Raw genomic sequence first — 21861 nt, forward strand, 5'->3', positions numbered from 1 at the left:
GGCACTGAGCCGGACGTTTCACCCCGGATTTCTCCCTCGCGCGCATTGCGGACGCACATTGTCCGCAATGCGCGCGATGCTGGTGGCAGCATCGCCCCGATCAGAGGAGAACATCATGGGTTTTCTCGCCCCGCCCGTCACCGACGAGCACGACGCCATCGCCCGGTTCCTGGTTCAGCAGATGGGTCAACTGCGGACCAGCGCTCACGGGCTCACCGACGAGCAGTCGCGACGGACACCGGTGCCCAGCGCGCTGTCGATCCTCGGGTTGCTCACCCACATCGCCCAGGGCGTCGAACAATGGATCAACGCCGTCGAGATCGCACCGCAACCACGGACCCGGGACGTGATCGTCTCGGTGTCCGAGCGGATGGGATTGGGTGACGGGTTCTTCGGCGGCGCCGAACTTCCCGAACTGACCCTGGACGAGGTCCTGACGATCTACGACCGGGTTCTCGACTCGGTGCCCGCGCGGGTCGCGGGGATCGACCTGGACACGCGGGTTCCGGTACCCGAGGCGCCGTGGTTCCCCGACGATCTCGACTCATGGAATGCCCGTTGGGTTTTCGACCATCTGATGACCGAGGTCGCGCGGCATGCCGGGCATGCCGACATCATCCGTGAGGCGCTCGACGGTGCGAACTCGTACGAACTGAACGCCCGCGCCGACGCCTGAGGTCGCCGACGGCCGAGGGGCGGGGTGCGGTCAGAGGAGTATGCCGACGAGCGTGACCGCGGTGCCGATCTCGATGACCGCACCGAGCACGTCGCCGGTGATGCCACCCATCCGCCGCGCACAGTGGGCGGAGAACACCCAGGTCACGGCGAGTGCGACGAGCGTGATGACGCCGAGTTGGGTGGCTCCCGTCATCGAAAATCCAGACAGGGAGAATCCCGACATCGAGAATCCCGACGCCTCGGTCGTGCACCCGCCGAGTATCACGCCTGCCCCGACGGCGATGATCGACCAGAGAGCGACTGACACTCGCTGAGTGCCCGCCACCATCGATCCGAAACCGTTCTCATGGGCCGGCGGCAACGACCGGCGGGTGGCGATCACCGCGGCGACCCGCCCCAGGGTGATCGCGAAAGCCAGCTCCCACCAACGGCCTTCGGCGGTGAGTGTGGCGAATCCGACGATCTCGGCGGCGATCACCACGATGAGCGTCACCACCCCGAACGGTCCCACCGAACCCGAGCGCATGACCTCGGCGACCCGCTCCGGCGGTCCGTAGCAGCCGAGGCCGTCGGCGGTGTCGGCCAGACCGTCGACGTGCATCCCTCGGGTCAGCAGGGCCAGTGCGGCCACCACGAGGATTCCGATGAGTGCGGGTGGTGCGTCGGTGTGCGACAGACCCCACGCGAGTGCGCTGACGAGCGCGCCGAGGGCCATGCCGACCACGGGTACTGCGGCCATCACCGCCCGCCCGGTCGCGCGGTCCGGATCGGAGGGTGTCCAACGATGCGGCACCGGCAGCACGGTCAGCCACGAGAAGGCGACGACGACGCCGCGCACGGTGAGCATCGGCGAGTCGCTCAGCTGGTCGGTATCGGCTGCGGCGCAGTCGAATCCGGGCTGGCGTCGCCGGCGTCGGTATCCGGACCCGCGGCGTCGGCGCCGGATACCCCGGCCTCGCCGAACGTCGACATGGAGCGCATGACGTCGACCGCCGAGATCACCGTGGGCAGTGCGGTCAACGCGCCGGTACCCTCGCCGAGTCGCATCGACAACTCCATCAGCGGTTCGAGGTCGAGGTACTCCAACGCGATCGAATGCGCCGGTTCGGCCGACCGGTGTCCGGCCAGCCACCACCGGGTGGCGCCCGGCGCCATCTCGATCGCGATCAGCGCCGCGGCGGTGACCACCACGCCGTCGAGGATCACCGGGGTGCGCCGTTTGGCGGCCTGCGCGAGGAAGCCGGCCATCGCGGCGATGTCGGCACCGCCGACCGCCGCGACCAGAGCCAGGGGATCGCTGCGGTGCCTGCGCCCGCGGCGCATCCCGTCGCGGATCGCGGCCGTCTTGCGCATCCAGCCCTCATCGTCGATGCCGGTGCCGCGGCCGACCACCTCGACCGGCTCGTGCCGGGTCAGCGTGCCGATGATGACCGCCGACGGCGTCGTGTTGCCGATACCCATGTCGCCGGCGATGAGCAGATCCGTGCCGGAGTCGACGAGGTCGTCGGCGATGGCGCGTCCGGCGGCGATCGCGGTCCGCGCCTCGGTGACCGTCAGGGCATCGGTGATACGGAGATCGTTGCTCGAACGGCGCACCTTGTAGGTCGAGACCTCGGGTGCGGTGTCGGCGTCCACCGCCATGTCGACCACGCGCACGTGGGCACCGCATCGGCGGGCGAGGACGTTGACGGCGGCGCCCCCGCCGGCGATGTTGGCGACCATCTGCGCGGTGACCTCCGGCGGGTAGGCCGACACCCCACCGGACCGGGCGACGCCGTGGTCGCCGGCGAACACGACCACCGACGGTGCCTCGATCGCCCGTGGCGGGCACACCCCCTGGCACGCCGAGATCCACACCCCGAGTTCCTCCATGCGGCCCAGCGATCCGACCGGTTTGGTGAGGTCCCGCTGACGGGCCCGGGCCGCCTCGGCGACATCCTCATCGGGCGGGGCGATCGCCGAGAAGACCTCGGCGTCGGTCGGATCGAGCGCTGTCAGTGGAATCGCGGGCGCTGTCAACGGGGTTTCGGGCGCTGTCAACGACGTTTCGGGCGCTGTCAACGACGATTCGGGCGCTGTCGGTGGGGTGGCTGTCGCCGGCACCGGGGCGGGAGCGGACACCGTCGGCGGAACGGCGAGCTCGACGACGCGGCCCGCGACCACCAGCACCACGCGGTCGCAGACCCGGGCCACCGCCTCGTTGAGAGCACCCAACTCGTCCTGGAACAGGCGCCCGGCCGGCGTCGGGGCCACCGGGGACATGCCGACCTCGGAGCTGATGAGCACCAGATCGCCACGATGCGCGGCGATCCCGGCGCACAGGTAGGCGGTCTCGGCCGCCCGGTCCGGGGCAACCGGTGCCGACCAGGCCTGCGTCGCATCCAGCCGAGCGGCGAGCCAGTTGCCGAGGTCGTCGACGAGGGTGGCGCCGTCGGGATTCGCGTGCAGGTGCTCGGCGAGCGAGGTGGTCTCGACGGTGGTGTAGCGCGCGTCGCGGCGGGCGCGGTGCCGTTCGACCCGAGCCGTCCACTCGGCGTCCGAGGTCAGGGTCGGACCCGTGGCGATGTAGCTGACCCGGTCGGCTGCGCGGAGCAGTGACTCGCCAAAGGTCGACTTGCCCGACCGCACGCCGCCCAGGACGAGGGTGCGTGTCCCCGATGTGGCCATCTGAGACCGTCAGACCTCGTCGCCGACGGACACCTGCGGCTTGGGTGCCCGCATCTGACGCAGCTGCATCGCGCGGGTGAACGCATACCAGCCGAGCTTGAGGCCGCCGTCGGTGCTGTCGGGGTAGCGTTCGCGCACCCGCTTGCTGACCAGCCGGCCCAGGATCACGCCGTCGATCGCCATCAGCACGACGAAGGCGACCAGCAGGAAGGTCGAGTACACCGCGATCGACGGCACGAACATGACGACGATCAGCACGATCGCGAAGGGCATGAACAACCCGGCGAAATTGCGCCGGGAATCGACGATGTTGCGGGTGTAGCGGCGCACGTCACCCTTGTCGCGCGGCATCAGATACCGCTCGTCGCCGGCCATCATCTTCTCGCGCTGCTCGAGACGCTGCGCCCGACGGTCGGCGGCCACCGCCTTCTTCTCTTCCTTGCTCATCGAGCTCTTGAGCTCTTTCTTGCGGGCGCGGGCCTCGGCGCGGGTCGTCGGCGGGGGCGCCACCGGTCCGCGTCGACGTCCCTGCGCCTGCTTGCGTGAGGGCGTCGGCCGCCCCTTACCCGGTGTGTACGCGCTGCCCCGCTCGGACTTGGCGAGATCCACCGAACCCGTCGCATCATCGACATCCGACGCCTCGTCGGCACCGGACGCCGGCGCGGAATCGTCCTTCTTCCATGGCAGCTTCACACTTCGAGCGTAGGTGATCCGCGCTGCCGCGATGCGCAGACCTCCCTATACTTGCCGCGCATGGCGGCATGGGCATTCCACATCGGCGGGCGGGGGGCGCGATGCGCATCCTGATCGCACCGGACTCCTTCGGAAACACCCTCACCGCGGTGGCCGCGGCCGACGCCATCGCCCGGGGATGGTCGGCGTCGCGCCCCGACGACGACCTCGTCCACGCACCCCAATCCGACGGTGGCCCCGGCTTCGTCGCGGTGCTCGCCGATCGCTTCGGAACCGTGCACACCGAGACCGTCCCCGGCCCGCTGGGTGCGGCGGTGAGCGCGCAGTGGCTGCTCGATGATCGTGACCCGCAGCGGCCGGTCGCCTACATCGAATGCGCCCAGGCATGCGGCCTGCATCAACTCGGTGGTGCGCCGACCCCCCGCACCGCATTGGCCGCCGACACCGTCGGGGTCGGACAACTCGTCGATGCCGCCTTGACCGCCGGTGCCACCTCGATCGTCGTCGGACTCGGCGGCAGCGCGAGCAGTGACGGCGGACGCGGACTCATCGACGCCCTCGGCGGTCCGGCGCAGGCGAAGGCCCGATGTGCCGACGTCGACATCGTCGCGGCCTCCGACGTGGAGAATCCCTTGCTCGGTCCGAGCGGTGCGGTCGCGGTGTTCGGCCCGCAGAAGGGCGCCGACGCCGACGCCCTGTCGCGACTCGAGGAACGCATGACCCAGTGGAACCGGGTGCTGGCGACCATGGCGGGTCGCGACATCAGCGCGCAGGAGGGTGCCGGCGCCGCCGGTGGGTTGGGTGCCGCGCTCCTGGCGCTGGGCGGTCGGCGGATCTCGGGTGCGTCGGTGGTCGCCGAGGCCACCGACCGTGATGGGGACATGGCGCGAGCCGATCTCCTGATCACCGGGGAAGGGAAGTTCGATTCGCAGACGCTGAAGGGCAAGGTCGTCTCGGCGCTGACCTCCTCGGCACAGGCCGCGGGGGTCCCGACCGTCGTCGTCGCGGGACAGGTGGCGCTGAGCGCCGAGGAGATCGCGGGTGCCGGGATCGCGGCCGCGTACGCCATCGTCGATCATGCCGGTTCGGTGCAGCTCGCGATGGACGATGCCGATCATCAACTCGAGTCGATGGTCACCACGATCGCCGAGGCATGGGATTGAGCTCAGGGCCGCGGTGTTGCCGGTGAACCACTCGCCTCCGGCGGGAATACCGGGCGACAAGGTACCGTTGATGGCGTAAGCGTGTAAACGTGCGTCCCGCGTACGTGCGCGGGGGTGTTCGGACGGACCAGCCCCGAAGGAACCGGCGACCGTGGTGGCCGGCCTCGAGAAATACATGAGAGCAAGTACTTCAGACGGGTACTGACAAGCACTGAGGAGCATCGATGACCGTGCAGAACGAATCCGGCGCCGTGACCGACACGGGGGTCATCCTGACCGACGCCGCCGCCTCGAAGGCCAAGGCACTGCTCGATCAGGAGGGTCGCGACGATCTGTCGCTGCGGATCGCCGTCCAGCCCGGCGGTTGCGCCGGCCTGCGGTACCAACTGTTCTTCGACGACCGCAGCCTCGACGGTGACCTCACCGCCGACTTCGCCGGCGTCACCCTCGCCGTCGACCGGATGAGCGCCCCGTATGTCCAGGGAGCGACCATCGACTTCGTCGACACCATCGAGAAGCAGGGTTTCACCATCGATAACCCGAACGCGACCGGCAGCTGCGCCTGCGGCGACTCCTTCAACTGAGCCCCGCCGACTCGAGCGATCACGACCGCATCCCCACCCGAATGGATCGGGTGGGGATGCGGTCGTTTGCGTCGACGGTCCGGTCGGTAGCGTGAAGGGTCGTTGAACGTGGACCGAATGAAGGGCTGATCTGACCCGTGAGCATCTTTGTGTGTGGCTCGATCGCGACCGACCATCTGATGAAGTTCCCCGGCAAGTTCTCCGAGCAACTGCTCGGTGATCACCTCGATCACATCTCGTTGAGCTTCCTCGCCGAGGATCTCGTGGTTCGTCGCGGCGGTGTGGCGGGCAACATCTGCTATGCGATGGGAGAACTCGGTGGCGCACCGGTCCTCATCGGTGCGGTCGGCGCCGACTTCGCCGACTACCGCGAATGGCTCGAGAAGCGCGGCGTCGACTGCCAGGCCGTGCGCGTGTCCGATCAGCATCAGACGGCCCGATTCACCTGCACCACCGATGAGGCCATGGCGCAGCTCGCCTTCTTCTATGCGGGGGCGATGAGTGAGGCCCGCGAGATCGCGCTGGCCGACGTGATCGCGCAGACCGCGACACCCGACCTCGTCCTGATCGGCGCCGACGACCCCGAGGCGATGGTCGCCCACACCGCCGAATGCCGCGACCTGGGCATCCCGTTCGCCGCCGATCCGTCGCAGCAGCTCGCGCGTCTCGACGGCGAGGCCGCCCGCACCCTCATCGACGGCGCGACGTACCTGTTCACCAACGAGTACGAGTGGGGACTGCTGCGCGAGAAGACCGGACTCACCGAGGATCGGGTCGCGGAGATGGTCGGCACCCGCATCACCACCCTCGGCGCCGGCGGCGTCGAGATCATCGAGCGCGACGGCAGTCGCATTCACGTCCCCGTGGTCCCGGAGACCGCCAAGGTCGATCCGACCGGCGTCGGCGACGGCTTCCGCGCGGGCTTCCTCACCGCGGTGAGCAAGGGACTCGGCTTCGAACGCGCCGCGCAACTCGGTTCGATGGTCGCGGTGCTCGTCCTGGAGACGGTGTCCACGCAGGACTGGAACTGGGATCACGACGCGGCCATCGCGCGCATCGAAGGCGCCTACGGGGCTGAGGCGGCCAAAGAAATCGCTGCTGTTTTCTAGAGTCCGCGCCGCCAACACGCCAGGCTTTGGCGTCGGGTCTTCCTCCTCAGCGCATCATTTCGACGGAGCTCAACGCGGCGGCTTCGCCCGCTCTTCGTCGTGCAGACCCGACGCGACTGGCTCGTTGCCGGCGCGGACTCGCGAGGTGGGCCGATTGTGCGTGTCGCTCAAAGGTTTTCGTCGTGGTGAGTCCTCGCAAACCCGCTCACCACGCCCGCGGCGGGTGCCGAACTAGCCAGCGCCCACCCGGCACTCATCTGGACGACCACGCCCGGCGGGCGCGCCACGTCTGCACGACGAAGAGCGAGGAGCGAAGCGACGATGCGATGAGGAGGAAGACGTGGTGCTTTGGCCCGCCGGGCACGCGCCGGCGGAGCCGGCGCCAAATTACAATCTCACCGGGTACGTCCGATCGGTGATGTCGGGGACGAGGGTCTTTTCGACGAAGATCGCGTGCCACACCATGAACATCAGCAGGGTCCAGAGGCGTCGGCTGTTGTCGACGACGCCGTCGCGGTGCTCGTCGAGCATCGCCAGGATGGCGGGCTTGTTGAGCAGGTGCTCGGTCTGTGAGGTGGTGATGGTGTCGCGGGCCCAGTCGTACATCTGGCCACCGGCCAGCCAGTGGCGGATGGGCACGGGGAAGCCGAGTTTCTTGCGGTGCAGCACATGCGGCGGGACGATCTGTTCGAGCGCCTTGCGCAGTGCGTATTTGGTGGTGCCGTGGGAGATCTTCTCGTCGAAGGGCAGTGCCTCGGCGATCTTGAACACCTCGGGGTCGAGGAATGGCACGCGCAGTTCGAGCGAGTTGGCCATGGTCATCTTGTCGGCCTTGACCAGGATGTCGCCGCGCAGCCAGGTGAACAGGTCGATGTGCTGCATCCGGGCGACGGGGTCCCACCCCTGGCTGCGGGCGTAGATGGGTGCCGTGACGTCGGTGTGGGTCCATTCGGGACGGTACTCCTTGAGCACGGCACGCAGGCGCGCGTCGTCGAAGCTGCGGGCGTTGCCGTAGTAGCGGTCCTCGAGGGTCAGTGAACCGCGGTGCAGCAGACTCTTGCCGCGGGTGCCCTCGGGGATCCGGTCGGAGACCCGTCCGGCGAGTCGGCGCAGAGAGCCCGGGAGTTTGTCGAATGTCGCCAGCGACAGTGGTTCCTTGTAGATGGTGTAGCCGCCGAAGAGTTCGTCGGCGCCTTCGCCGGAGAGCACCACCTTGACGTGTTTGCGCGCCTCGGCGGCGACAAAGTACAGGGGCACCAGGGCGGGGTCGGCGACGGGATCGTCGAGGTACCAGACGATCTTGGGGAGGGCGGCGATGAATTCGTTCTCGTCGACGACCTTGACGATGTGGCGTGCGCCGATCGCCTCGGCCGATTCGACGGCGACGTCGACCTCGGAGTAGCCGTCGCGCTCGAATCCGGTGGTGAAGGTGATCAGGTCGGGATTGTGGCGGATCGCTAGGGCCGCGATGGCGGTGGAGTCGATGCCGCCGGACAGGAACGAGCCGACGGTGACGTCGGCGCGCATGTGCTTGGCCACCGAGTCGGCGAGGACGTCGGCGATCTCGTCGTAGCGCTTCTGGCGGTCGGCGTGGGTGAACGGGCGCACGGTGAACTGCGGTGCGAAGTAGCGGGTGACCGAGGGTGGCTGCCCTGGCCGGAGGGTCGCATGACAGCCGGACTCGAGCCGGCGGATGCCGGCGTGCAGGGTTTCCGGTTCGGGAACGTATTGCAGCACGGTGTAGTGCTCGAGCGCGCGGGGGTCGAGATCGTGGGGGAGGGCGAGCCGGTCGAGGAGTTCGAGGACGCTCTTCTTCTCGCTGCCGAAGGCGGTGCCGCCGGGCCCGGTCGCGAGGAACATGGGTTTGATGCCGAACGGGTCGCGTGCGAGAAACAGGGTGCGGGTCTCGGTGTCCCAGATCGCGAACGCGAACATGCCGCGTAGGCGCCGGACGGCGTCGGGTCCCCAGTAATGGAATGCGGCGACGATGGCCTCGCCGTCACCTTCGGTGTGGAAGACGGCGTGCTCGTCGGCGGCCAGTTCGGCGCGGATCTCGAGGTAGTTGTAGATCTCCCCGTTGAACACGAGGGCGTAGCGCTCGGGATTCTCCGGCGGCCCCCACCGCAGCGGTTGATGGGAGTGCTCGATGTCGATGATCGACAGTCGATTGAACCCGAGGACGAGATCGTCGTCGTGCCAGGTGCCCGGCTCGTCGGGGCCGCGGTGGCGCATGCAGTGCGAGGCCGTTGCGATGAGGTCGACGGCGGTGGCCGCCGAACCGTCGGAGGTCAGCAGACCAAGCAAGCCACACACCAGATACGTCACCCTTTGTCACTCGATGGAACGGTTCCGGGCGCACGGCGTCCCGGCCGCGTCCGAGTATGCCGTATCGGTGCCGGAGGGGCCGGATCGCATGGCCCGGCCGGTGCGCAGAATCCCACGCGAACAGGCCTTCTGGGGGCGGGGTTGCGGAATTCGACGCGCTGATCCACCCCAACCGAAAAAGTTCCCGGGAGTTGGTCTACGCTGCGTAGTACATGGGCGCGGCCACGGTGGGAATCGTGGTGTCCGTGGGCGTTCGGCCGATCGGGCCGGGAGTCGGCGGATGTGGCGCGTCCAGGCAGGTCATGTGGCATGCGACTCGTCCGACGTCCCGTCGCGACGAGCGAGCAGGAAGGCGTGAAATTGGCACACGGTGGACGGCCCCCGGCCCGACGTGTTTCGTCCGCGTCGCGGACGGTGAAGCGGCTCGGGATCGTCGCGATCCTCGCCGTCGGCGCGCTGTTGATGACGGGATGCAGCGGCGAGGAGATCGTGCGGTTTGGCTGGCCGGTCGGTGTGACCCCCGAGGCCGAGGTGATGCGCAAGCTGTGGACGTGGTCGGTCATCGCCGCGTTGCTGATGGGCATCCTGGTGTGGGCCCTGATCTTCTGGACCATCACCTTCCATCGCCACAAGGACGGTAAGGACGAGTTCCCGCGGCAGACGGCCTACAACGTGCCGCTGGAACTGACCTACACCGCCATTCCCTTCGTCATCATCGCGGTCCTGTTCTACTTCACCGTGATCGTGCAGAACCAGGTCGAGAAGAAGACCGACGATCCGAAGGTCGTCGTCGATGTAACCGCCTTCCAGTGGAATTGGAAGTTCGGTTACCGCGAAGCCGAGTTGGGTGGCCAACGCACCGAGTTCCCCAGTGCGCTGGGCAGTCCGTTTGATCTGCAGCTGCAGGAGAACACCCATCACGGCGAGCCCCTTCCGGGTCCGGCCGGCGGACGTGACGACGACATCCGTAACTACCTGCGGTTCGACAAGATCGAGACGCTCGGTACCTCGACCACGATCCCGGTGCTGGTGCTGCCGACCGATCAGCGTATCCAGTTCGAACTGGCCGCCGCGGACGTCGTGCACTCGTTCTGGGTCCCCGAGTTCCTGTTCAAGCGCGACGTGATGCCCTTCCCCGAGCAGAACCACACCGACAACGTCTTCCAGATCGAGAAGATCGAACGTGAGGGCGCCTTCGTCGGGCGTTGTGCGGAAATGTGCGGCACCTACCACTCGATGATGAACTTCGAGGTCCGCGCGGTCTCGCCGGCCGATTTCGAGCGGTACCTGCGCTACCGCGACACGAATCCGGACGCCACCAACGGTGAAGCGCTGCAGGCGATCTGCCAGCAGCCCGAGTCCGTGGTGACCGTCCCGTTCGACACCCGTCGCAAGAGTAATGGCACCGCCACCGCCACCGGCGACCCGAACAACACCCGTATCCCCGGCTGCACCCCTCAAGGAGCGTGACGTCCAATGAAGGTTGAAGCGAGGCTCTTCGAGCTGCTCACGGCGTTCTTCTTCCTCGCCGCCATCATCTACACGCTGTGCACAGTGTTCACCTCGCGTGGCGTCGAGTGGGTCGGTGTGGTCGCCATGTTCTTCAGTGGTGGTTTGACGCTGATCGCGGGCACGTACTTCCGGTTCGTCGCCCGTCGCGTCGAGATCCGTCCGGAAGACTACGAGGATGCCGAGATCGAGGACGGCGCAGGCGAACTCGGTTTCTTCAGTCCGCACTCGTGGTGGCCGATCCTCATCGCCGGTTCGGCCGCGATGTTTGCGATCGCCTTCGCCACCGGCAACATCTGGCTGGCCATTTTCGCGGCCGCCTGCATCATCGGCAGCGCCTGTGGCCTGGTGTTCGAGTACCACGTCGGCCCGGAAAAGCACTGACCGAGAAGCACTGAAAGCTGCTACATACAGCCGCATTCCCCGCGTGGGGATGCGGCTGTTGTGTTGTCTGGTGCACCCGCCATGAACGTTGAGCGCGTTCCACATCAACGGCGCTCTCACCTGACTTCCAAGACGGCGCTGTCAACGCATTCGAGAGCGCTGTCAACGTCGGACAGAGCGCTGTCAACGTCGGACAGAGCGCTGTCAGTGTCGGGGGTGGGCACTGTCAGCGAGGGGTGATGCTCGATCCGTAGATCTGCAGTGCGCGGTAGAAGACGGTGATCGTGGCCTCGTCGTACGACTCGCCGATTTCGCCGTCGTGCGCGATCACCACGGGCTCATCGGCGGTGAAGGTGAACTCGGGAACCTGCATCTCCCGGTAGGCCTGTGATCGCTGCAGACGTCCGGTCAGTAGACCGTAGACGACGCGCAGGAAGGCGAAGCGGGGCCCGGCGACGAGGAACCGGACATCGAGGAGACCGTCGTCGAGGCGTTCACGGCGGGCCGGTGCGAATCCCGACGACCCGTACATCGAGCTGCCCAGCAGGAAGAGGGTGACGTCGAGGTCCTCGTTGTTGACGCGGATACGTTGTGGGCGGGAATGCCGGAGCACGTGCACGGCGGCGATGACCGAGCCCATCGCCTTGCCGGTGCGGCTCTCGACGCGCTGGCGGGTGCGGACGAAATGCGGATAGGCCCCGATCGACGCGGTGTTGAGAATGACCCGGTCGTCGTTGAGGCGGGCGGCGTCCACGCGGCAGATGCGCCCGTCGCGCATCGCGGCGAGGGTGTCGTCGGCGGTGGGAGTGCCGATGTCGCGGGCGAAGTGGTTGAAGGTTCCCGCGGCGAACACCGCAAGCGGGATGTCGGCTGTCAGCGCCGCGGACGCGACGGTGGCGACGGTACCGTCGCCACCCACGACAGCCAGGACCTGCGCGGACTCCGCCGCGCGATGGGCGGCCGCGGCGTAATCGTCGAGGGTGGAGAGATCGACGATGGCGGCCCCCGGGAGTTCGTCGACGATGCGGCGGCAGATCTGTTCGCCGGACCCCTGCCCGGAAGATGGGTTCACCAGCACGGTGACGCCGGTGCCGTCGCCGATCGAAGGTCCGTCGACGGTGGTCGGCGCCGGAATGGAAATGCGCCGGCGCACGATCGGTGGGGCGACCTGCGCTCCGGCGGTCGCCACCGCCGCGCCGATGCCGAGTCCGATCGCGACATCACCGGGGTAGTGCGCGCCGGTGGCCACCCGCGACAGTCCGACGAGCCCGGCCAACGCGGACAAGGCCAGACCCGCAACGGGGCTCTCGATGGCGACCCCGGTGGCGAAGGCCGCGGCACTCGCCGAGTGTCCCGAGGGCAGCGAATTCGACCGGGGTATCGACCGTCCTCGTCGTGGGACCGGAACCAGCGACGACGAGGGACGTGGGCGTCGCCGAACACGTTTGGCGAACTGGTTGGTCAACACGCTGGTCACCGCCAGCGAACCCACTCCGCGGACCGCGCCGCGTTGCAGGTTCGGTCGGCCGCTGAGACCCATGGCCACCGCGATCGCGAACCAGAGCTTGCTGTGGTCGGCGGCGTGGGTCAGCGGTGGCATCGTCGCATCGAGCAGCGGACTCGGCGATCCGGCGATCGAGTCGTAGATCGCGGAGTCGAGTGAACCCATGCCGCGGGTGACCTTGCGGATCTGGCGGCTCACCGCGCGGCTCTGCCGGCGACCGAGTGGAATGCGGGGCATGGGTTCACCGTATCGGCAGGTGTGCCGTCGTGGAGGTAGTGGGTGGGGGAGGGGAGGGGCGTGGCGAACGCCGACGAGAAGGTCCCCGCTCAGACGCCCGGATGTACCTGTAGCAGGTGGGCGTCCCAGCGGGGACCTCGGTATTCGATTGTGCGGGCGCGATTCTCGCCCTGGACTAGTCCTCGAGCGGATTGCCGCCCTTGGCCTGGAGTTCGCGCAGGGCCTTGGTCTCGGCGATTTCCTGCTCGTGCTCGTGGGCGATGTTGCGGGTCTGCTGCTCCGGCGGATCGGCCGTCAGGATCGAACCCGTGCCCGGTGCACCGGCGGAACCGAGCTTGTTCATCCGCTTCGGGACCGCGGCGCCCTCGTACGGCAACGGGATCGGGTGACCATGGCTGTCGACCGGGCCGAGCGGCTGATGCAGTTCGATGTACTCGCCCTGCGGCAGGCGCTTGATGATGCCGGTCTCGATGCCGTGGGCCAGCACCGCACGGTCGCTGCGTTGCAACGCCAGTGCCCACCGGTAGGCGATGAAGTAGGCGAGTGGCGGAATGACGATCATGCCGATACGCCCGAACCAGGTGACCGCGTTGACGGAGACATGGAACTTCAACGCGATGATGTCGTTCATACACATCAGCGTGAGCAGGATGTAGAAGGAGAACGCCATCGCTCCGATACCGGTGCGGACCGGGGTGTCACGCGGACGCTGCAACAGATTGTGGTGCGCATCGTCGCCGGTCAGGCGCTTCTCGATCCACGGGTAGGCGAACATCCCGACGAACATGAGCGTGATGACCACGACCGTCCAGAACACCGACGGAATTGTGTAGTGGCCCAGATAGAGTTCCCACGCGGGTATCAGACGTACCAGACCGTCGGTCCACATCATGTAGATGTCGGGCTGTGAACCTGCCGAGACCTGCGCCGGGTTGTACGGGCCGAGAACCCACACCGGATTGATCTGGAAGATACCGGCCATGATCGCCAGGATGCCGGTGACCATCGCGAACATCGCGCCACCCTTGGCGGCGAACACCGGCATGATGCGCACGCCGACGACGTTCTTCTCGGTGCGGCCGGGGCCGGGGAACTGAGTGTGCTTCTGGTACCAGACCAGCGCCAGGTGAGCACCGATCAGCGCCAGGATGATGCCCGGGAACAGCAGGATGTGCAGCACGTACAGGCGCGGGATGATGATCTCGCCGGGGAACTGACCACCGAACAACGCCCAGTGAATCCAGGTGCCCACCAACGGAAGACCGAGCACGATGCCACTCATGGCGGCGCGGACGCCGGTGCCGGAGAGCAGGTCGTCGGGCAGTGAGTAGCCGAAGAATCCCTCGAACATCGCCAGGATCAGCAGCAGGCAGCCGATGATCCAGTTGGCCTCACGGGGCCGACGGAACGCACCGGTGAAGAAGATGCGCGCCATGTGGATGATGATCGACGCGGCGAACAGCAGGGCCGCCCAGTGATGGATCTGCCGGACGAACAGGCCGCCACGCACCTCGAACGAGATGTTCAGCGTCGTCTCGTAGGCGCGCGTCATCATCACGCCCTTGAGGGGTTCGTAGTCGCCCTGGTAGATGACCTCACTCATCGACGGGTCGAAGAACAGGGTCAGGTACACACCCGACAGCAGCAGGATGATGAAGCTGTAGAGCGCGACCTCACCGAGCAGGAACGACCAGTGCGTCGGGAAGACCTTGTTGATCTGGCGACGCATGCCCGCGGCGAGGTGATACCGCGAGTCGACCTCTTCGGCCTGCGTTGCCATGCGGTCGGCGATGGTCATGAGTCACGCTCCCAGAATGCCGGTCCGACGGGTTCGATGTAGTTGCCGCGGTTGATGGCGGCGTTGGCGACCATATAGCCCTGATCATTCACCGTGATCGGCAGCTGCGCCAGCGCCCGGGCCGCGGGTCCGAAGACCGGCTTGGCGGAGTCGAGGGCATTGAACTGCGACTGGTGGCAGGGGCAGAGGATGCGGTTGGTGCGCTGCTCGTAGAGCGACGTCGGGCATCCGAGGTGGCTGCAGACCTTCGTATAGGCGAAGTAATCGCCGTAGTTGAAGCTCTCCTGCCCCTTGCGCTTGATCACGCTGACGGCGTCGGCGGGACGCAGACGGATCAACATGACCGGGTTGCTGACGTAACGCAGACCCCAGATCAGCTTGTGGCGGGACTCTTCGGTCTCACCGAGACCGTCGGACACGCGCCACGGGAAGACGGTCTCCATCGCGCCCGAGTCCAGATCCTCGGGACGCACCAGGGCGACCCGCAGCGGATCACCGACGTCGCGGCGCAGGAACACCGTCTCGTTCGGGTCGGTCTTGGAGTTGTAGATCGGCGACCAGCCGGAGTTCCACAGCGGTGCGTCGTCACGCTTGGCCCACGGATTCTTGATGAACCCGCCGAGCGCGGCGACGGTGCCGGTGAGTGCCAGAGCACCGAAGGCGAAGATGCCGCTGCCGATGATCATCTTGCGACGACCCAGGGTGGAGGTGGTCCCGGTGTCCTTGAGCTCGGCGACGATGGTCGCCTTGTCGACGTCACTGGAACCCGGACCGTCGTGACGGTCCTGCACCGAGATCTCCGACGGCAGGAACTTCTTGGTGATCAGCACCAGGGCGACGCCGATCGCGAGGATCGACAGGCCGAAGGTGATGCCCAGCAACGGCGTGTTGAGGGTGTACCACCAGTAATTCGGCTCGTTGGGCATGACGAACTGCCAGTGGTTGAAGCAGAAGATCACGAAGCAGGCCACGGCCGAGATCCCGGCGATGGTCAGCCAGATGGCGACCTGCCGCTCGGCGCGCTTCTCGACGCCGGTGCCCGGCTCGGGATAGCGCTCGCCGCGGTGGATGATCTCCACCCCGTCGAGGTTGGTGCCGAGCTTGACGAGATCGTCATTGCTCATCTGATCGAGTTCGTCCTTGGTGGGGACGTCCTTGCCGCTGGCGCTCATGCTCGAGATCCCATCCACATCGCGGCGGCGACAATTGCCACGACACCGACAAACCACATCACCATGCCCTCGCTGACCGGGCCGAATCCGCCGATGCCGAAGCCACCCTGCGGCTTGGACTCGGTGACGTACTTGATGAAGCCGATGATGTTCTCCTTCTCCTCCGTCGAGAGTTGGCGGTTGGAGAACTTCGGCATGTTCTGCGGGCCGGTCAGCATGGCCGTGTAGATCTGCTGTTCCTTCACGCCGTCGAGCGGGGGAGCGAACTTACCGCCGGACAACGCACCACCACGACCGGTGAAGTTGTGGCAGGAGGCGCAGTTGAGACGGAACAATTCGCCACCCTGGCCGAGGTTGTCACCACGCAGCGATTCCTGTGCGATGACGCGCACGCCGTTCTCGGTCTTGATCGAACCGTCCGGGTTGTGCTCGTACATCACGGTCGGGCCACCGCCCTGCGACTGCACGAATGCGCCGAGCTGGTCGATCTGCGCGGTGGTGAACTTCGGCGGCTTGCGCAGCGCCTGGGCCTCACCGCGAGCGGCGGGCATACGACCGGAGGACACCTGGAAGTACACGGCGGCGTCACCGACACCGAGCAGCGACGGACCGCGGTCGGGCACGCCCTGCAGGTTCGCGCCGTGGCAGGTCACACACGAGGTCTCGTACAGCTGCTTGCCGGCCGTGATCAGCGCGGCGTTGTCGACGTCGGCGGTGGCAACCTGCGGCTTCGGTGTCAGCAGCGACGCGATCATGCCGGCCATGAACAGGCCGGCGAGCAGCAGGAGCGTGCCGCTGGCACGCCGACGCAGCTTGCGTCGCGATTTCGCCTTGCGTGCCGCGGTCGGCGACGGAGTCGACGACGCGACCGTGTCGACGGCGTCTGCTGCGTCGCTATCCGACGATCGCGGTGGAGATGAACTCATCTTGGTCTCTCTACTAGCGGACGGACTCTGGGCTGTGCGGGGGTCATCCCGCGTGAAGATCGGAGTCTTCTCGACGACCGTCGACTCGGCGGATCATCGGATGAAGTAGATCGTGACGAACAGGGCGATCCACACGATGTCGACGAAGTGCCAGTAATACGACACGACGATCGCCGCGGTTGCCTGCGCGGGGGTGAACTTCGACAACTTGGTGCGGATCAGCAGGAAGATAAAGGCCACCAGACCGCCGATCACGTGGAGTCCGTGGAAGCCGGTCGCCATATAGAAGACGGAGCCGTACGCGCTCGAGGAGAGCGTCGTTCCCTCGTGCACCAGGTGGTAGTACTCGTAGCCCTGGCCGCAGACGAAGAAGGCGCCCATCAGGAAGGTGAGGACATACCAGCGCCGCAGGCCGAAGACGTCGCCACGCTCGGCGGCGAACACGCCCATCTGGCAGGTCACCGACGACAGGATCAGGACGGTGGTCACCGGGATCGCGAGCGCGAGGTTCAACTCGGTCGGTTCCGGCGGCCAGCCCTGCTCCGGATTGGCATTGGCTCGCGCGACGAAATACATCGCGAAGAGGCCAGCGAAGAACATCAGCTCACTGGACAGCCACACGATCGTGCCGACACTCACCATGTTGGGGCGGTTGAGTGAGTGCACGCGCGCGGTGATGGCCGTTCCCGAGGTACCTACAGCGCTAGTCACAGAGTGAAGTATGACGGTTCGTAGTACGCGGTGACCACTTGGGTCCGAGATTGGTCGGAACTTTTTCTCTTCTCGCTGGTCGGGGCATGTCGTCACCGACCCGTCGGCGTGTCCGTGGGGGTGCCCGGGACGTGGTTTGCTCGAGGGATGACCCCCTCATTCGACGACGACGCCGCGAGCGGCCCGCGAGACGTCAACGGGCGTCCGATCGAGCCGACCCGATTGCAGCGCATGGCAACACGATTCGGCCGCCGCGGCCCGGCGCCGGGCCTGCGGATCGACGACGCCGATCTGGTGGTGGTGGCCGTCTCGGTCGACGACGCCGCGTCGAGCTCGGCGGTGCTCGAGGCCTCGGCGTGGCGGCCGGAGGAACAGGCGGTGGTGCGACACCTCGTCGTGCTGCCCCATGACCGCGTGACGCAGGCCGTGGCGCTGGCCGCACAGGACGGCTACGCCCGAACCCGGCCGGACGCAGCCGATCTGGCGACGGTCACCGCCTCCGTCGTCATGCGGTCCGGGTCGGAGATCGTGGTCCTCGCGCGTGCGCAGTTGCTCGACGCGCTGCACCTGTCCCAGGAGCGATCCCGAATGGCGAGTCTCGGTGCGCGACACGGCGGCACGGTGGTCGGTTGGCAGGTGCTGCAACGGCAGTAGGCAATTCGGCAGTAGGTGATTCGGTCGACGGGGTAGGTCGGTCGGTGGGTGTGGTCCGATGGGGATCACCGGTCCGTCGCCGGAGACGCATTCGGGTTGCCGAGCGAGATGCGCTCACCCGCCGCGACCGGCTGAGGGCGTCCGAGCACATGCCATAGAGTGCTTGACGTGAAAAGCGCGCAAACCCACACGTGGCCGCAGATTCTCGGCCGGGTCACCGACGGCATCGATCTGAGCGCCGACGAGGCGGCATGGGCGATGAACGAGATCATGACCGACGGCGCGACCGGAGCACAGATCGCGGCGTTCGGTGTGGGCGTCAAGATGAAAGGCGCCGCGCCCGCGGAGTTGCGGGGGCTGGCCGCGGCGATGCTCGAGCACGCCGTGCCCGTGCACGTGACGCGACCGGCCATCGACGTGGTCGGCACGGGCGGCGATCGCTCCCACACCGTGAACATCTCGACGATGACCGCCATCGTCATCGCCGCAGCCGGGGTCGCGGTGGTCAAACACGGCAACCGCGCGGCGTCGTCGAAGAGTGGTGGTGCCGACGTCCTCGAGGCGCTCGGGGTGACCATCGGACTCGGAGCGGATCAGGTGGCCCGGTGTGTCGACGAGATCGGCATCGGGTTCTGTTTTGCGCCGGTGTTCCATCCGGCCTTCCGATTCACCGGTCCGCCGCGGCGCGAGATCGGCATCCCCACTGTCTTCAATGTGCTCGGGCCGCTCACCAACCCGGCCCGGCCGAGCCGCGGACTCATCGGATGCGCGTTCGCCGATCTCGCCGGTGTCCTCGCGCAGGCGTTCGCCGAACGCGATGCGACGGTGCTCGTGGTGCGTGGCGACGACGGGCTCGACGAACTGACCACGACCACCACGTCCACGGTGTGGCAGGTCGTCGGCGGACGCGTGATCCAACTGACCCTCGATCCGCGGGAGTGGGGAATCGACCTCGTCGAACTGTCGGCACTGCAGGGCGGCGACGCCACCGTCAACGCCGGCATCGCCCGCGAATTGTTCGCCGGTGAGCACGGACCGGTCCGCGACGCCGTCCTGCTGAACGCGGCGGGCGCGATCGTGTCGGCGGAGATGACCGAACCCTTCGACGATGCCGGGCTGCGGGCCGCGATGGCGCAGGCGATCGCGCGGGCGGCCCAGACGATCGATTCGGGTGCGGCGGCCGCGCTGCTGGATCGCTGGGCCACGCTGTCCGGCGAACTCGCGGAGAAGTAGTAGGGCGAGCCGGGGTCGGTGGGCTCACGCGCACCCGGAGACGTTCACTCCTCGCCGATGGAGAACCCGCCCTCGACCTCGGAACTGGAGTAACTGCGGAACGCGATGTGGGTGGCGGTGTGGGTGACCCCCGGCAGCCGATTGATCCGTCCCGTCACCACGTCGGCGATCTCGGCGTGGTCGCGCACCTTGATCTTGGCGATCAGATCCACATCGCCCGCGCACGAGTACACTTCGGCGACTCCGGCGATGTCCGCGACGGCCTGCGCCGTCTCCGGGATCTGATGGACATCGGCGTGGATCAGGACGATGGCGGTGATCATGGGATCAGCCTAGTGTTCCGGCCGGTCACTGTTTCCGCCCATCAGCATTTCTGGGGACCCGTCAGTGCTCCGGGGTCCATCGGTGTTCGGGTCCATCGGTGTTCGGGAGCGCCGGGCCGGTGGTGCCGGGATGGCGCCGGACGTCGGGGACGCCGTCCGGCGTACCGGCGGGGCCGGTACCGGGGTCCGGGCGGGCACGGGACGCGACCGCCGACGGCCACCGGATTCCGCGGCATGCCGGGCACACGCCGCCCACCTCGTGCGGCCCTGGGCGGAACCGGCGGGTAGCCACAGCGGCTCACTGGTGGTGACGATGCGCGCCCCCGGTTCGCTGATCCACCGGTAGAGCAGGGCGGCCTCCTCGGGCGAGGCCCCCGTCAGCGGACCGTCGGCGGGGATGACCGTCTCCGCCGACGCGGTCAGCACGTCGATCACCGGCATCGGGGCCACCCCGCGTCGGGCGATGCCGGCCGACGCGAGTCGACCGTGCCGGATCACCGCCAGCTCCCACCCGCGGGCATCGTCGGGTCGGGCGACGACGATCTCGGCGACGCGACACAGCGACGCCAGGCGTTGGGTGCGCGCCAGCACCTCGATGGTCGCGGCGACCCGATCACGGTGCCGCGCGGCGGTCTCGAACATCTGGGCGTCGGTGAGCCGGTCGAGTTCGGCCACCATCGAATCCAGCAAGGCCACGGTGCGGCCGGTCATCAGGTCGTGTGTGGCCTGCACCCGGGGCAGGTAGTCCGGCAGGGTCAGGGGGCCCTCGGATGCCGCCGCACACCCGCCGATGAGGTCGCCACCGTCGGCGGCGGTTCGGCACCAGTGATGGCCGGCGGACGCGGGCAGCCGCGTCCGACAGGTGCGCAGGCCCGATGCCCGGGACATCAGATCGGCGATCTCGGATGCGCGGGTGCGGTTGGGGATCGGACCGACCGCATCGTCGGTGGCGGTGCGGCTGATCTGTAACCGCGGAAAGCGCTCCGCCGTCAGCGTGATCCACCAGCCGCGGTGCGGCTGCGTCGAGCGCCGGTTGTAGGCCGGCGTGTGGGCGGCGATGAGCCGCAACTCTCGCACCCCCGCCTCGAGCGCGTGGGCGCACTCGACGTGATCGACCCGGGTGGCCAACGAGACCATCTCGCCGATCCGGGCCCGCGGGTCCGAACCGGTGAAGTACGACATCACCCGCCGGCGCAGATCGGTCGCGGTCCCGACATAGAGGACCTCGTCAGAGGGTCCGCGAAACAGGTACACCCCGGGTCGGGCGGGGAGGGCGTCGGCCAGATGCCGTTTGGCCCGCAGCCGGGGGTTCCCGCGCGGCAGGTAGGCCGTCAGGTCGCCGTAGGTTCGCACGCCCTGATTCCCGATTCGCTCGAGGAGGTGATGGAGCACCTCCACGGTGGCGCGCGCGTCGTCGAGTGCCCGGTGTGTGGGCCGGACCGACACGTCGAACAACTCCGCCAGCGCACCCAGCCCCACCGTCGGTGCCTCGTCGCGGGTGAGGACGCGACGTGCCAGTCGGACGGTGCACAGGCTGGTGACGAACGGCCACTCCCGCCCGAGGCGGGTGGCGTTGTGCCGGAGGAAGCCGGTGTCGAAGCGCGCGTTGTGCGCGACCAGGAGGCACCCGCGGGCGAATTCGATGAAGGACGACAGCACCTCGGGGATACGCGGGGCGTCGTAGACCATCGCCTCGGTGATCCCGGTCAGCGCGACGATCTTGGGTGGGATCGACCGCTCGGGATCGACCAGGGTGGCGAACTCCCCGATCACCTCACCGCCGCGGACCTTGACCGCGCCGATCTCGGTGATCGCGTCGCGGGCGGGATCACCGCCGGTCGTCTCGAGGTCCACGACCACGAACGTCGTGTCGAACAAGGACTCCTCGCCGAAGGTCGGGTCGGCGGCCACATCATCACCACCGCGGCCGGCCGCGGTCATCAGGTCGGCGAAGGACAACTGAACGGGATCTCCCACCACGGCGCGAACACTAGTTCGCACCACCGACAAGGACTCCTCTCCACGGGCCGACGTCGTCGTCGATCGCGGCATCGGCGAAAACTGTCGGTGGTCATCTCTAGCGTGTGTTCCCGATGGCGGATCGCACGGCGCAACGGCGTCACGCGAGACGTGGCCCCCGAGACATGACCCCCGAGGCATGACTCGGGGTGTCCGCGTGGGGAATCCGGCG

19 protein-coding genes are annotated in these 21861 nt (G+C 67.6%); 8 read left to right on the top strand and 11 right to left on the bottom strand.

Annotated features, from left to right (window positions below; genetic code table 11):
- Positions 1 to 115 precede the first annotated feature (115 nt).
- Complete coding sequence (locus ABLE94_RS03210) at positions 116 to 676, top strand: mycothiol transferase (RefSeq protein ID WP_348804134.1); 561 nt, start codon at positions 116 to 118, stop codon at positions 674 to 676.
- Between the two features lie 30 nt (positions 677 to 706).
- Here ABLE94_RS03210 and ABLE94_RS03215 read toward each other — a convergent pair whose 3' ends face one another.
- From ABLE94_RS03215 to ABLE94_RS03225, 3 genes are read right to left on the bottom strand one after another with little or no spacing between them, the layout of a single operon-like run.
- Positions 707 to 1525, bottom strand: coding sequence for an adenosylcobinamide-GDP ribazoletransferase (locus ABLE94_RS03215; RefSeq protein ID WP_348804133.1), 819 nt, complete (start codon positions 1523 to 1525; stop codon positions 707 to 709).
- 11 nt (positions 1526 to 1536) lie between these two features.
- Positions 1537 to 3345: a nicotinate-nucleotide--dimethylbenzimidazole phosphoribosyltransferase gene (gene cobT, locus ABLE94_RS03220; RefSeq protein WP_348804132.1), complete on the bottom strand. Its 1809-nt coding sequence runs from the start codon at positions 3343 to 3345 to the stop codon at positions 1537 to 1539.
- A gap of 9 nt (positions 3346 to 3354) precedes the next feature.
- On the bottom strand, positions 3355 to 4038 hold the full coding sequence (locus ABLE94_RS03225) for a DUF3043 domain-containing protein (RefSeq protein WP_348804131.1): 684 nt from the start codon (positions 4036 to 4038) through the stop codon (positions 3355 to 3357).
- A gap of 101 nt (positions 4039 to 4139) precedes the next feature.
- Between ABLE94_RS03225 and ABLE94_RS03230 the strand changes: the two genes are divergently transcribed.
- From ABLE94_RS03230 to ABLE94_RS03240, 3 genes are all read left to right on the top strand, one after another.
- Positions 4140 to 5201, top strand: coding sequence for a glycerate kinase family protein (locus ABLE94_RS03230; RefSeq protein ID WP_348804130.1), 1062 nt, complete (start codon positions 4140 to 4142; stop codon positions 5199 to 5201).
- Between the two features lie 224 nt (positions 5202 to 5425).
- Complete coding sequence (locus ABLE94_RS03235) at positions 5426 to 5785, top strand: HesB/IscA family protein (protein WP_348804129.1); 360 nt, start codon at positions 5426 to 5428, stop codon at positions 5783 to 5785.
- Between the two features lie 137 nt (positions 5786 to 5922).
- Positions 5923 to 6894, top strand: coding sequence for a carbohydrate kinase family protein (locus tag ABLE94_RS03240; RefSeq protein ID WP_348804128.1), 972 nt, complete (start codon positions 5923 to 5925; stop codon positions 6892 to 6894).
- A gap of 387 nt (positions 6895 to 7281) precedes the next feature.
- Here the strand turns inward: ABLE94_RS03240 and asnB are convergent, their stop codons facing one another.
- The gene (asnB, locus tag ABLE94_RS03245; RefSeq protein WP_348808101.1) at positions 7282 to 9207 is read right to left on the bottom strand and encodes an asparagine synthase (glutamine-hydrolyzing); all 1926 of its coding nucleotides are present in this window, start codon (positions 9205 to 9207) and stop codon (positions 7282 to 7284) included.
- Between the two features lie 366 nt (positions 9208 to 9573).
- On the opposite strand from asnB, the gene ctaC reads away from it, so the two are divergent.
- Both ctaC and ABLE94_RS03255 read left to right on the top strand, forming a co-directional pair.
- The gene (gene ctaC / locus ABLE94_RS03250; protein WP_348808049.1) at positions 9574 to 10689 is read left to right on the top strand and encodes an aa3-type cytochrome oxidase subunit II; all 1116 of its coding nucleotides are present in this window, start codon (positions 9574 to 9576) and stop codon (positions 10687 to 10689) included.
- Between the two features lie 6 nt (positions 10690 to 10695).
- On the top strand, positions 10696 to 11112 hold the full coding sequence (locus ABLE94_RS03255; RefSeq protein WP_348804126.1) for a cytochrome c oxidase subunit 4: 417 nt from the start codon (positions 10696 to 10698) through the stop codon (positions 11110 to 11112).
- A 226-nt stretch (positions 11113 to 11338) separates the two neighbouring features.
- Here the strand turns inward: ABLE94_RS03255 and ABLE94_RS03260 are convergent, their stop codons facing one another.
- From ABLE94_RS03260 to ctaE, 5 genes are all read right to left on the bottom strand, one after another.
- Positions 11339 to 12853: a bifunctional phosphatase PAP2/diacylglycerol kinase family protein gene (locus ABLE94_RS03260; protein ID WP_348808050.1), complete on the bottom strand. Its 1515-nt coding sequence runs from the start codon at positions 12851 to 12853 to the stop codon at positions 11339 to 11341.
- Between the two features lie 175 nt (positions 12854 to 13028).
- On the bottom strand, positions 13029 to 14651 hold the full coding sequence (gene qcrB / locus ABLE94_RS03265) for a cytochrome bc1 complex cytochrome b subunit (RefSeq protein ID WP_348808051.1): 1623 nt from the start codon (positions 14649 to 14651) through the stop codon (positions 13029 to 13031).
- The gene (gene qcrA / locus ABLE94_RS03270; protein ID WP_348804123.1) at positions 14648 to 15823 is read right to left on the bottom strand and encodes a cytochrome bc1 complex Rieske iron-sulfur subunit; all 1176 of its coding nucleotides are present in this window, start codon (positions 15821 to 15823) and stop codon (positions 14648 to 14650) included. Before qcrA ends, qcrB begins: the two co-directional genes overlap by 4 nt.
- Positions 15820 to 16749: a cytochrome bc1 complex diheme cytochrome c subunit gene (gene qcrC / locus ABLE94_RS03275; protein ID WP_348804122.1), complete on the bottom strand. Its 930-nt coding sequence runs from the start codon at positions 16747 to 16749 to the stop codon at positions 15820 to 15822. Before qcrC ends, qcrA begins: the two co-directional genes overlap by 4 nt.
- Before the next feature lie 93 nt (positions 16750 to 16842).
- Positions 16843 to 17460 (bottom strand): aa3-type cytochrome oxidase subunit III, encoded by a 618-nt coding sequence (gene ctaE / locus ABLE94_RS03280; RefSeq protein ID WP_348804121.1) that lies wholly within the window; start codon positions 17458 to 17460, stop codon positions 16843 to 16845.
- 147 nt (positions 17461 to 17607) lie between these two features.
- Between ctaE and ABLE94_RS03285 the strand changes: the two genes are divergently transcribed.
- Positions 17608 to 18114: a hypothetical protein gene (locus tag ABLE94_RS03285; RefSeq protein WP_348804120.1), complete on the top strand. Its 507-nt coding sequence runs from the start codon at positions 17608 to 17610 to the stop codon at positions 18112 to 18114.
- 168 nt (positions 18115 to 18282) lie between these two features.
- Positions 18283 to 19347: an anthranilate phosphoribosyltransferase gene (trpD, locus tag ABLE94_RS03290; RefSeq protein ID WP_348804119.1), complete on the top strand. Its 1065-nt coding sequence runs from the start codon at positions 18283 to 18285 to the stop codon at positions 19345 to 19347.
- A gap of 44 nt (positions 19348 to 19391) precedes the next feature.
- Here the strand turns inward: trpD and ABLE94_RS03295 are convergent, their stop codons facing one another.
- Complete coding sequence (locus tag ABLE94_RS03295) at positions 19392 to 19670, bottom strand: Lrp/AsnC family transcriptional regulator (protein ID WP_348804118.1); 279 nt, start codon at positions 19668 to 19670, stop codon at positions 19392 to 19394.
- Between the two features lie 9 nt (positions 19671 to 19679).
- Complete coding sequence (locus ABLE94_RS03300) at positions 19680 to 21650, bottom strand: DEDD exonuclease domain-containing protein (protein ID WP_425476123.1); 1971 nt, start codon at positions 21648 to 21650, stop codon at positions 19680 to 19682.
- Between the last annotated feature and the right edge of the window lie 211 nt (positions 21651 to 21861).

This window comes from Gordonia sp. VNK1, from assembly GCF_040049135.1.
Taxonomy (GTDB): domain Bacteria; phylum Actinomycetota; class Actinomycetes; order Mycobacteriales; family Mycobacteriaceae; genus Gordonia; species Gordonia oleivorans.